The 11890-nt window shown below is 50.5% G+C and carries 10 protein-coding genes; 5 read left to right on the forward strand and 5 right to left on the reverse strand.

The features are described 5' to 3' along the window. Positions 1-30: 30 nt before the first annotated feature. A complete protein-coding gene (locus tag NST33_RS09340; RefSeq protein WP_339307692.1) occupies positions 31-1221 on the reverse strand; it encodes a YheC/YheD family protein in 1191 nt (396 codons plus the stop codon). Between the two features lie 50 nt (positions 1222-1271). Next, the gene (locus NST33_RS09345) at positions 1272-2639 is read right to left on the reverse strand and encodes a YheC/YheD family protein (protein ID WP_221823125.1); all 1368 of its coding nucleotides are present in this window, start codon (positions 2637-2639) and stop codon (positions 1272-1274) included. A gap of 237 nt (positions 2640-2876) precedes the next feature. On the opposite strand from NST33_RS09345, the gene NST33_RS09350 reads away from it, so the two are divergent. From NST33_RS09350 to NST33_RS09360, 3 genes are all read left to right on the forward strand, one after another. After that, complete coding sequence (locus NST33_RS09350) at positions 2877-3224, forward strand: YlbF family regulator (RefSeq protein ID WP_036609862.1); 348 nt, start codon at positions 2877-2879, stop codon at positions 3222-3224. Between the two features lie 114 nt (positions 3225-3338). Continuing rightward, a complete protein-coding gene (locus NST33_RS09355; RefSeq protein ID WP_085981456.1) occupies positions 3339-3623 on the forward strand; it encodes a hypothetical protein in 285 nt (94 codons plus the stop codon). 245 nt (positions 3624-3868) lie between these two features. Beyond that, the gene (locus NST33_RS09360) at positions 3869-5203 is read left to right on the forward strand and encodes a DRTGG domain-containing protein (RefSeq protein ID WP_076209105.1); all 1335 of its coding nucleotides are present in this window, start codon (positions 3869-3871) and stop codon (positions 5201-5203) included. Positions 5204-5348: 145 nt separating this feature from the next. On the opposite strand, the gene NST33_RS09365 is transcribed toward NST33_RS09360, so the two are convergent. The 3 genes from NST33_RS09365 to NST33_RS09375 form a co-directional block, all read right to left on the reverse strand. Further along, on the reverse strand, positions 5349-5690 hold the full coding sequence (locus NST33_RS09365) for a YtpI family protein (RefSeq protein WP_339307695.1): 342 nt from the start codon (positions 5688-5690) through the stop codon (positions 5349-5351). Positions 5691-5772: 82 nt separating this feature from the next. Continuing rightward, a complete protein-coding gene (locus NST33_RS09370; protein WP_017689500.1) occupies positions 5773-6261 on the reverse strand; it encodes a hypothetical protein in 489 nt (162 codons plus the stop codon). A gap of 21 nt (positions 6262-6282) precedes the next feature. Beyond that, positions 6283-6612, reverse strand: a complete 330-nt coding sequence (locus tag NST33_RS09375; RefSeq protein WP_026081169.1) for a YtrH family sporulation protein — start codon at positions 6610-6612, stop codon at positions 6283-6285. A 270-nt stretch (positions 6613-6882) separates the two neighbouring features. Here NST33_RS09375 and NST33_RS09380 point away from each other — a divergent pair, with 270 nt between their 5' ends. Together NST33_RS09380 and NST33_RS09385 are read left to right on the forward strand one after the other, a co-directional pair. Beyond that, entirely contained in the window at positions 6883-11022 is a 4140-nt protein-coding gene (locus tag NST33_RS09380) for a DNA polymerase III subunit alpha (RefSeq protein WP_339307697.1), read from the forward strand. 304 nt (positions 11023-11326) lie between these two features. Continuing rightward, complete coding sequence (locus NST33_RS09385) at positions 11327-11818, forward strand: phosphatidylglycerophosphatase A (RefSeq protein ID WP_076209104.1); 492 nt, start codon at positions 11327-11329, stop codon at positions 11816-11818. Positions 11819-11890 lie beyond the last annotated feature (72 nt).

Genomic DNA, 11890 nt, shown 5'->3' on the forward strand with positions numbered 1-11890 from the left:
GGGCTCCATGGCAAGCGGGCGCTGCGGGCCTCAGCCGCCGTGAATCGGGATGGGTTTCAGGCCAGCTTTGCTGGATGTATTCGGCAATTTCATTGGACGAATGACGTCCGTGAGAACATGTTGTTGCAACAGATAACGGGCATAGGCAAGCGGCCGGGTATAAGTCAGAGTATGCATGCGTCGGTCGCCCGCTTCTGCAAATGAGGTGCGGCCTGGTTTGGAGTTGACTTCAATTAGCCAGAGTTGGCCCTCTGCATCTGCTCCGAAATCAAGCCCCAATTCGGCTAACCTGCCGAAACGGCTTTCCAGCAGGGTGGGGATAAGAGTAGCAGTCTGCCGGATGCTCTTCAGCAGAGTTTCTGTGCGAATCGTTCCATATCGCTGGAGCAGATATGCGTGGGCAGGATATGCTTTACCCCCACCGTGAAGATTGGACGTGAGTGAACCTTCGGGTCCTTCCCGTACCATATATCCGGTAAGCGTCCAGCGACCTTGCCCATTCTTTTGCATTAGAGCCCGTATGTCGAATGCTCTTCCATGATGGCTAAGCTCCAGATATGGCTGCACGATCATCTTACGCTCAGCCTGATGTAATGCTAGCCAGGAAGATACAGCCTGGGTATGGTTGAATGTAAGAAAAAAGGGTTCATTGTCCTCGTTACGCCCCTCCACGATCCATGTTGATGGAGTCGTTCCCCGAGACAGGCGAAAGGTATTTTTGCCATGAGTCCCGGATACCGGTTTGAAGAACAGTCCTCTGGGCCAACGGTCCAGCCATGTTTCCCAAGGAATATGTGATCCGATCCGGGTTGTGGGAGCAAGTTGTGACCTCAATTCAGGATTTCGGGACAACACACGATGTACCTCCCATTTTCCTGGAAGGGAAGCAGACCAATAACGGTGTTGATCTGTGCCGTTGGTTGGTATCCATTCCTTAAGCTGTTGTCTGACGTACCTGGAGATCGGGCGAAGACAACGATCCATAATGAGATCGACTGCAGGAACAGGTACCGAATTCCACTTCCCTTGATGATAGACATATCCCCATTGAAGAGGGAGATGGACTGCATCATTTGATATCGGGATCACAATAATCTGAAGGGCGTATCGCATGCTCCCCACACTGAGACGACGACAGAAAAGTTCATCTGTAAAGGGAGGTGAGCCTTCGGTTGCACGTACCAGAATGGCCAGTGTCTTGGTCTGAGATGATGGAAACATTACGCTGCACCTCTCCTCTATCAGATTTGTTTCCAGTAGGGAATAACTTTTCAAAAACCCGCCAGGTACGTAGAATATTCAAGCATGGCTTTGACGGAAGGGCGGATCTTGCTCTCACTCAGTGGTGTATTATCATTCTTGGATGGTTTGGAGTTGACTTCGAGCAGCCATACGCGCCCAGTGGTGTCCAGAGCCAGATCAATACCAAGTTCACCAAAATGAGCAGGGATGGCACTCTCAATCCCCTTTGCGATATCCAGTGCTGCGGTGTGCAATCCTGCATAAGCGGAAGCTTTGGCTGATCCAGATAACTGTGTTTTGGCAACAGCATCCTTGACGGTGCTGAGACTTCCACCCCGTGCCAGATTGGATACGTAGTGACTCCCGCCTGCAATCCGGGCGACGATGGAGGTTACACTCCATTTACCTGTACGGTTCTTTTGCACGAGCGCACGGAAATCCACGGGTCTGCCACTGTTGTCAATGAGAGTCAGCCCTTGTTGGATCTGATAACGCGTTGTTTTCATTTTCCCAGACATACTGGCATACAGTTTATCCAGAGAAGTATACGTTTGTTTCCGGGTGCCCCCGACGCCAGTTGCCAGAGTCAGGAAGCTTCCGTCCGTCTGACGTGAGACCCGGATGATCCCTTTACCCAAAGAGCCGCGTACGGGCTTCAGAAATACAACCGGATGTCGATTGCACATCGTCTTGAGCAGGGCTGATGTCTTGAGTAAATGAGACTCGGGAAGAACTCGTTTAAGCGTTGAAATGGACTTGAGTGCGTCAAACACTTCGTTTTTGTCCAGAAACTTTTCATTGAAGGTTTGCGTGCCGTAGAGCGATTTTACTTCTTTCATAAAATGCTGTACGCTAGGTTTGTTCTCAAGCTTGCGGGACGTTAGCCGGTTATTGACGACGTCTGCTACAGGCAGAACAGTCTTTTTCCAGCCGTCATCATACACCCAGCCTTTCATATAACCCGTTACCGCTCCAATATCCTCCGGTGTGAAAAAGGATACATAGGCGCCTTGCTTACGGCAGGCGTTCACCAGTTCTTGACAGAACATCGTGATGGAGCCAAAGGGCCGATCGGGCTGATCGGGATAATCCTGGCTAACCAGTACACTGATGTAGGGTCCAAGACGAAGCGTACGGCTGGCTGAACGATAGGATACCCTCAGAACCGAACGTGGAACGAGACCGGTCTTGCTGGCAACTGTCTGATTGATGCGCAGCCCGTCATACCTTGGTACCGGAATAACAGTGACTTCGCGACGGAAAGATCCAAATTGCAGCTGAAGCGGCCTTCCTGAAGGGATTTTAAGTGCCTTAAGCACCCCTTCGCCCAGCATGATGACGTCGTCCTGCAGGATGCCCGAGCCGGTAACCTGAATCGTTACTTTTTTAGTGGACATCACGGATCTCCTTCCGGGCGGCAACTTGATGTCTGATCTCGAAGTTGAACGGCATCTGAACATGGCATGTGCTTCATCATATGAGGACATATAACCCTTGGTGATTGACCCATATGGATTAAATGCATTTGATTTCGAGGCAGGTTATGGATGGCCTGTTTCAGATCGTCCTTGTTTGACAGCGAAGAAAAGCGTGTATTAGCACGGATGAACAAACCAATCTGAGGAGGAATAATAGTGAACATTTATGACAAAGCCAATGATTTGGCCAAAGCACTGAGAGAAAGCAGCGAGGTGGAAGAGATTACTTCCGCGATGAAGCTGATTGAAGCTGATCCGGATGCAAAAGCAATGCTGGATAACTTCCGTGATCAACAAATGGAACTGCAACAACGTATGATGAGCGGGGATATGCCAGCTCCGGATGAGATGGAGAAAATGGAAAAATTGTTTGAGGTACTGAGCTTGAATCTGAATATCCGTCGCTTGTTTGACGCGGAGCGTCGCCTCAGTGTCATCATTGAAGACGTGAATAAAATTATTGCTGACAGTCTGGGTCATCTGTACGGTGGCGCTGAAGCGTAAAAAAGGTAGTTCAAAAAGGTTGTCTTGTTTTTTTACCTGAACCTTTCATATTGGCTCCTTATCGTTCATAGACTAGACATATAGAGTCGATCAAGAACGAAGGAGCTGTGAATGGTGAAAAGGTTGAAAAAAGCAAAACATGTAATCTATCTGCTTATTGCGTTGTCGATGCTGGTCATAGCACTGCCGCGGATTTCCTTTGCTGGAGGAATGGACTGGGTTAATATTTTTGGCATCGTATGGGTGCTGTTCTCCTTATTAATCGTTGGCGCACATCTGCATTTTATTCTTGGTGTGGATGAAGAGAAGAAGCGTGCGCTGGAAGCCGTTCGTCGGGCGAAGCTGCGGCAGTGGGAGATGAAACTGCTGGACAAGCAGGAGCGGAGCGAGTCTGTATAAAGGATAGAATTACAATCCGTATGCCAGGGCCAACAGCGTTGGTTCTGCCTCTGGAACAAGACCGGATTCCCTTGCACATAAGGGGCCGGTCTTTTTGTTATATACAAGGATCAGGGAATAATCAGAAGATTGAATTCAAGCAGCCCATTTCCCAATAAGAATGGGATAGGAAGTGGGGTTATTTTCCTGACGTCGTGTTATAATAGGTACAGTATAGTACAGATGCATCTTCGGGGGTGGTACAGTTGGACGGACAGGAAGAGAACGTAACGAAGCATGAACAGTTACTTCAACATATTGAACAACTGAAGGTTGGCAGCAAAATATCAGTACGTGGACTTGCGCGGGAGCTGGGTGTAAGTGAAGGGACAGCATATCGTGCGGTGAAAGAGGCGGAGAACTTCGGGCTGGTCGTGACCAAGGAACGAATTGGAACGGTGCGGATCGAGAAGAGACCTCGGGGCATGTCGGAACAGTTGACCTTTGCTGATGTTGTGACCATTGTGGAGGGCCATGTGCTGGGGGGGAACGAAGGTCTCACCAAACCGCTGCACAAGTATGTGATTGGTGCGATGAAAGAACAGGCAATGGCCCGTTATATTGACGCTGGGAGTCTGCTGATTGTAGGTAACCGTGAAGATGCTCACTCGCTTGCCCTCGAACAGGGAGCGGGCGTGTTGATTACGGGTGGTTTTGGGACAAGTCGTGAAGTAAGAATTATGGCTGACGAGCTTGGGCTACCCATTATCTCTTCCAGACATGATACATTCACAGTGGCTTCAATGATTAACCGTGCGATCTTCGATCGGCTGATTAAGAAAAAAATTATGCTTGTTGAGGATATCATTGGTCAGAAACCTCGCTTGCAGGTATTGAAGGTGACCAGTTCAGCCGCAGATTTTCATATGCTGGTGTCGGAGACGGGTGAACATCGCTTCCCGGTGGTGGATGAATGGAACCGGGTCATCGGGATTGTGAGTCTGAAGGATGTCAGTGAGCTGAAAGAAGATCAAAGTATTGAGAAATGTGTGATACGCCGCCCGATTACGGCTTCATTGCAGACATCTCTTGCTTCTGCTGCCCAGATTATGACCTGGGAAGGCATCGATTTTCTGCCAATCGTGGATCGGAACCGCAAACTGATTGCGTCCGTCACACGCAAGGAAGTGCTTCAGGCCATGCGGGATGCACAGAAGCAGCCACAACTGGGAGAGACGTTTGATCATCTGATCTGGAACGGGTTTGCTGAGGAGCGCGGTGAACAGAACGAATTGTTATTCCACGGATTCATCATTCCTCAGATGGCAACGGATCTGGGTACGATCTCCGAAGGTGTTCTGTTGAATGTGATGACACAGGCTGGCCGGCGGGCAGCGTGGGATGTTACAGGGAACGACCATGTGGTCGATAATGTAACGACGTATTTTGTTCGACCGGTACAGATTGAGGATCAGATCCTGGTTCGACCGTTAATTCTGGAAACCAGCCGTCGAACCTGCAAAATGGACATTGTGGTTACCCGTGAAGGCAGTGTGGTATGCAAAGCGGTAATGACATTGCAGTCGATTGACCATGCCTAGCAGGGTACGTTGCCTCGGGCATAGACAAAGAGAGTACTCCCTGACCAATAAGCTCTGCCGGGTTGCGCTGTCGCGCGGTTCTGGCTTCGCTTAACGAAGGGGAAGTACTCTCTTTTTGCAGACACAATGATAGCGCTGCAACGGATCATGCAGATTGTCCGGAGGTTTTACCTGATCCCTTATTGGACCGTTGTTGAAGCCGCGCATAATAACTGCGGTTACGTATTCCGGCAAATACATTATACGCACCCATAATCAGAAATAGCGCTTCCACAATCACGGATAAAGTGGAACCCGTGAAGACAAACATCAGAATCAGTGCAAGCACGACAAGCATGCCACCCATCCAGATATTTGTCCACGAACGGTACAGACCGGCGCTGGTAGCATCTGAACTTCTGTGTGAACGAATGCTGTTCAACGCTGCAAAAACCATGGCAACAGCAAAGATGGCGATTAGAGCATATTTGAGTACATCAATGAACACAAAGACGCAGCTCCTTTTCTGGAAAGCATTTACTGCCCTTATTGTACCATGCAGAGATGCAGACAAGGGCAGTTTTTTGCTGTTACGCAGGAACGTGCATGCGAATCTGTACCCAAACTTGCAGTACGCCTTCCATAACCAGCATCGTTTTGACCTGAACGGTGTACTCCTTTTCCCTGACCGAGTAGACTTTCTGATTCAGCATGATTCGCGTCATTTTGCTATACTCATCGATGTTGAATACATCTCTGCCCCGAAGTACCTCAAGTTCGTCTCCGAGTTTCTGTAACATCACTTTCAGAGAAGCTTCGTCTGGCCCCTTATCCGATTCTTCTGCACGGACCTTGATTTCCTTGATAACGGTTTGGCGTTTACTGTATTTTTTCAGCGTTTTGATATCCTCCTCATTCTGATGCAGCTGAAGCTGCAGCTCCTGATTGTTCAGCCATAACGCATTGTAACTCAGGTGAAATACACCGTTGTAGACGACACATCCAGCGATCATTCCCAGAACAAACACAGCGGTCATTCGCATCAGCGGGCGGTAACGGGAAAATGGCGGAATTCTCATGAACGCTGTTCCTGTCTCATATTAGCTCCGGCCTCCGCCGCACACCCATTTCACCAGCTCGGTTCCCATATGTGCGCCCATAAAAGCAGAGATCAAATACAGAATTTGTTTGACCGCCGGAGACAGGTTACCATCCAGGAAATTGCTCTCGATGACACGCATGGGATCTATTGTGCCGCCGACAGCGGCTGCGAGTGCCCATATCTTTATTTTCCCGGAAATATCGAGCATCGTCTGTGTCGGAGGCTGAAGTGAAATCACTGCTCCAATACCTCCGATCATCGCGCCGCCCAGCACGATTCCAAACGCAATAAAGAAATCAAGAATGGCTTTGGACAAAAATGTGCTCACTGGCAACACCCCTTTCAGACCTAGCAGCACACCTCCTGTCTTCGGTCTGTCACAGGGGGAGCGGCTTGTACTTCTATTGTATGGGCGTGCCCCCGAACGTTATGATAAAATAGAATAATAAAGTCTCCTTTTTATGAGGTTGTCACGAATTTTAATAGGAGATTCCATTTTTTTTTTTTATTTAATTCATATATATATGAGATAGATAGGGTAGCAGACGGATCAGAAGATCGATGCTGCGACTATCTGCGGCGAAAGGAAGAAAAAAACATGAGTTCTTTTGTGCATTTGCACGTTCACAGCGAATACAGTTTGCTGGACGGCGCTGCGCGTATTCCGGATCTCGTGAATAAGGCTGCAGATCTCGGAATGACGACACTTGCGCTGACCGACCATGGCGTGATGTATGGTGCAATTCCTTTTTATAAAGCATGTATGGAGAGAGGCATCAAGCCGATTATAGGGTGCGAGGCATACATGACAGCAGGGTCCCGCAAAGAGCGGGGAAGCCGCAAGGATCAACCGATTCATCATTTGATTTTGCTGGCCAAAAATATGACGGGTTACCGTAATCTGATGAAATTGTGCTCCATTGGACATCTCGAAGGTTTTCATTACAAACCCCGTGTAGATATGGAAAGTCTGGCTGCCCATCACAAGGGCATTATCTGTCTAAGCGCATGTCTGGGTGGTGAAGTACCACAGCATCTGCTGCATGGGCGAGAAGAAGAGGCAAGACGTGCCGCGTTACGCTACAAAAATATCTTTGGTGCCGATTTCTATCTGGAACTTCAGGATCACGGGCTTTCCGAGCAAAAAAGGGTAAATCCGCAATTGATCAAACTGGCTGCCGAGCTTGAGATTCCGCTTGTAGCGACCAATGATGCACATTATCTGTCGGAAGAGGATGCTGAGCTTCAGGATGTGCTGATCTGTATCGGAACGGGCAAGACCGTGGATGATGAGACTCGGCTTCGGATTGGAACCAATCAGCTCTATCTGAAAAGTGAAGAAGAGATGGCTCGTTTGTTTCCTCATGTACCCGAAGCTCTGGCGAACACCGTCCGCATTGCGGAGTCCTGTGAGTTGAAGCTGGAATTCGGCAAATCGATTTTGCCGGAATACAGACCACTTCCCGATGGACTCAGCCCTTCGGCGTATCTGCGTCAGCTGTGCGAAGAAGGAATGGAGGAGCGTTATGCGCAGTCCACACGTTGGACAGATGCGGAGCTTCGATCCGAACTCGAACAACGATTAGCGTATGAGCTGGGTATAATCGACAGCATGGGATTCTCGGATTATTTCCTGATTGTTTGGGATTTTATCGCCTATGCGCATAAACAAGGCATTGTTACTGGACCAGGCCGTGGCTCCTCGGCAGGTAGTCTTGTAGCGTACACTTTGCATATTACCGATGTTGATCCGATGAAATACAACCTGCTCTTCGAACGATTCCTGAATCCGGAGCGGATCTCCATGCCGGATATTGATATTGACTTCAGCGATGAACGGCGAGATGAAGTCATTGATTATGTCGCGCATAAATATGGCAAAGCCCATGTCGCCCAGATTATTACGTTTGGAACGATGGCTGCCCGTGCAGCCGTACGTGATGTTGGACGGGCACTGAATGTGCCTTATGGTGAAGTGGACAAGGCTGCAAAGCTGATTCCGGCGCAGCTTGGCATTAACATTGAGCGGGCCATGGAAGCTACACCTGAACTGAAGGCGCTGTATGAAACCAAGCCTAAGACACGTGAGCTGCTGGATATGGCGATGAAGGTAGAAGGTATGCCACGCCATGCTTCGACGCATGCAGCGGGAGTGGTTATATCCCGTGACCCGCTAACCGATGTGGTGCCACTTCAGGAGGGCAGTGAAGGGACAGCATTAACCCAGTATTCCATGGAAAACCTGGAGTCTATTGGTCTGCTTAAAATGGACTTTCTTGGTCTGCGTACCCTCTCGATCATTGAGCGTTGTGTGCGCTGGATTGGGGAACATGGAGAAATTCCGGACTTCCGTCTTATTCCCGATGATGATCCGTTAACGTACGAGATGCTTGGGCGAGGGGACACGATGGGCATATTCCAACTGGAGTCTGCCGGGGTACGCCGTGTGCTGAAAGAGATGAAGCCAAGTGGTTTTGAAGATGTAATCTCTGTACTTGCCTTGTACCGTCCGGGCCCGATGGAGTTCATATCCAAATACATTCAGGGCAAGCATGGACAGATTGAAGTGGATTACCCCCATGTGGATCTGGAGCCTATCCTGAAAGATACGTACGGCATCATCGTGTATCAGGAGCAGATCATGCAGATAGCCTCTCGGATGGCCGGTTTCTCGCTGGGTGAGGCAGATTTGCTTCGCAGAGCGGTCTCCAAGAAGAAACGGGAAGTGCTGGATCTGGAGCGTGGACACTTTGTACAAGGCAGCCTGAAACAAGGGTATAGCGAAGAAGAGGCAGACCTGGTCTATGATATGATCGTCAAGTTTGCCAACTATGGCTTCCCGCGGGCTCATGCCGCGGCATATGGTGTGCTTGCGTTCCAGACAGCGTATCTGAAGGCGCATTATCCGGTTCATTTTATGGCATCCATGTTAACAGCCGTAATGGGCAGTCATCGGAAAGTGGCAGAGTACGTGGTGGAATGTCGACGTATGGACATGGAGGTGCTTCCGCCGGATGTGAATGAGAGTGGTATTCTGTTCACACCTGTATTTGTGCCATCCGGCAGCGCAGGAGCTGGGAATCAGAGCAATGTATTGCGGCAGACTGCGGGAGCAGATGCAGAGAGTGACGCCGGAAGCCCTGCCGAAGAACATGCCACGAACGGTAACGAGAGTTCCTTCAGGGAAGATCGCGTTCATGAGCATGATGGGCATTCGGGACAAGCCGAATATGGTGAAGCACCTCTGCCGGATGATCCCGGTCCTGGACCCGAAGAGGACAGTGGTAAATATGAGTGGCAGGCAGCAACATCCATGCCTGAGACATCCGACAACCGGAAGGAACCTGGATTGGTGACGGCTTCTTCAATGGAAAATGGTAATGACGAGGGACAAGAGGCGTCTTCCTCGCGCGCGGAGCAAGGGGAACTCTCCTCAGCAGAGAAGAACGTTGCAGTGTCTAATGATAATCCGGATGAGGAAAAATTAACGGGCGCAATACGATTTGGTCTGGCCGCTGTGAAAAATGTCGGTACCCAGGCAATGGAAAGCATTATGATCGTAAGGCAGGAGAGACCGTTCGACAGTTTGCTCGATTTTTGTCGTCGTGTGGATCTGCGTGTATGCAACAAACGTGTGATTGAATCGCTGATCCAGGCCGGAGCTTTTGATACATTACCTGGGCACCGGGCTCAATTGCTCGCGATGCTGGATGAGACTGTTGAAGCGGCTCTGAAATGGCGCAAGGAACGCGAGGATCTGCAGATTCAATTGTTCGACTTTGTTGAGACGCCAAACTGGGAGATTGAGTATCCGGATATTCCTCCTTATTCCTCAGGGCAGCAACTGGAGCTGGAGCGTGAGTTGTTAGGTTTGTATCTCTCCGGGCATCCGCTGGATGACTATGAAGATGTGCTGGAATCGAGTGGGGCTGACCGGATCATGGAGCTGACCGAGGCGGCAGACGACACGATGACCGTCGCCGCGGGTATGGTTGTGTCCGTGAAGTCGATCACGACGAAACAGGGCAAGGCTATGGCGTTCATGGAGCTGGAAGACCAGATCGAACGCTGTGAAGTGGTTCTCTTTCCCGAGGTATGGCGGCGAAGCCAGCAACATGTCGGGAAAGGTGAACTGCTCATCGTGCGTGCCAAAGTGCAGCAGCAGGACGAAGGGTTTAAGCTGCTGGCTGAGGAAGTGGTGCCGTTGTCACCGGCGGCACTGGAGCAGCAGCTGCGCAGCCGCGCCCGGCGCGGCAAGCCCGGCAGCGGCAGCTCTTCGCGCCCGGCGCAGGCGGCTTCGTCGCGGCGGCCAGCGGGCGCAGGAGCCGAAGCGCAGCGCAGCAGCGCAGGCGGGGATGCTTCGGCTGCGCGTAGCAGCGGGAGCCACGGCTCGGCAGCGACGCGCAGCGATGCGGCGGGCATGGGCGCAGCCACGGCGGCGGCTTCCCGGCCTGGCGGTGCCGCAGAAGCGGCAGGCAGCCCGGCGCAGAGCCGCGAACCGCGGGCCGTGGAGCAGCGGGTGTTCGTGAAGATTGCCCCGCATGCGGAGAAGCCTGAGCTTCTGTCACGTCTGAAGCAGCTGCTTCAGGAGCATCCCGGACCTGTGGCGACAGTGCTCTTCTATGAGCAGCAGCAGAAGCTGCTTGCGCTGAGTGATGCCTACCGGATTAAGCCATCACCAACCTTGTTCTCCGAGATGGAGAAAATGCTGGGTGAAGGCACAGTCAAAATTAAATAAGAGGCTGTCCCATAAGTGATAGCACTTATCCATAGTATGAAACCTGTTTGGCTCAATGCTGAACAGGTTTTTTTGTGATTATTTTAGCGAGGTTCCCTGACGACAGGGTTTAAACAGATGAATGACAGACTTGTTATAGGCCAGCTACAGACCAGAGCGGAATGTACAAACCTGCAACATGTCCTGGGTGCGACTGGTCTTAACCATCCGCACATTTTATGAACATTTTAACAGGTTGCTGCATACACTTGAGAACACCGAAGGACCTCGCGGTCCTCGGGGGATTGATGCGGGAGGTCGAGATATGTCATATGAAATCGTAGAAGCCATGCTGGCCCGGCGGGGTGTACAGATTGATGCAATCGCAGCAATTGTATACCGTCTGCAAAAAGGGTACCACCCCGAACTGACCTTGGACGACTGTGTAACCAGCGTGAAATCCGTTCTGCAGAAACGAGAGGTGCAATATACGCTCTATACGGGTATTGCTCTCGACGAACTTGCGGAGAAAAAACTCTTGCCCCAACCGTTACAGGCTATTATGGAAGCGGATGAATCCCTGTATGGAGTGGACGAGACTCTGGCCCTCGGCATTACTCATGTGTATGGTATGATCGGTTTAACCAGCTTTGGTTACCTGGATAAAGAAAAAATAGGTGTAATTCATGATTTGAACGAACACACAACAGCCATTCATGTCTTTTTGGATGATCTGGTCGCAGGGGTGGCCGCTGCGGCTTCTGCCCGGATTGCACACAAAAATATTAAAGCCAAAAAATACCCCTCAGACCTTTAACCTCCTGTATTTCCATGCTTGCCTGTTATGGTTAATCTAATGGCTCATATGAAGGTCTACAAGGGCGGCTGA

The organism is Paenibacillus sp. FSL L8-0435 (assembly GCF_037965655.1).
Classification (GTDB): Bacteria; Bacillota; Bacilli; order Paenibacillales; family Paenibacillaceae; genus Paenibacillus.

Coding starts and splice junctions, on each gene's coding strand:
- NST33_RS09345 (WP_221823125.1), bottom strand. CDS start 2,639: ATGTCCACTAAAAAAGTAACGATTCAGGTTACCGGCTCGGGCATCCTG.
- NST33_RS09370 (WP_017689500.1), bottom strand. CDS start 6,261: ATGAGAATTCCGCCATTTTCCCGTTACCGCCCGCTGATGCGAATGACC.
- NST33_RS09340 (WP_339307692.1), bottom strand. CDS start 1,221: ATGTTTCCATCATCTCAGACCAAGACACTGGCCATTCTGGTACGTGCA.
- NST33_RS09385 (WP_076209104.1), top strand. CDS start 11,327: ATGTCATATGAAATCGTAGAAGCCATGCTGGCCCGGCGGGGTGTACAG.
- NST33_RS09380 (WP_339307697.1), top strand. CDS start 6,883: ATGAGTTCTTTTGTGCATTTGCACGTTCACAGCGAATACAGTTTGCTG.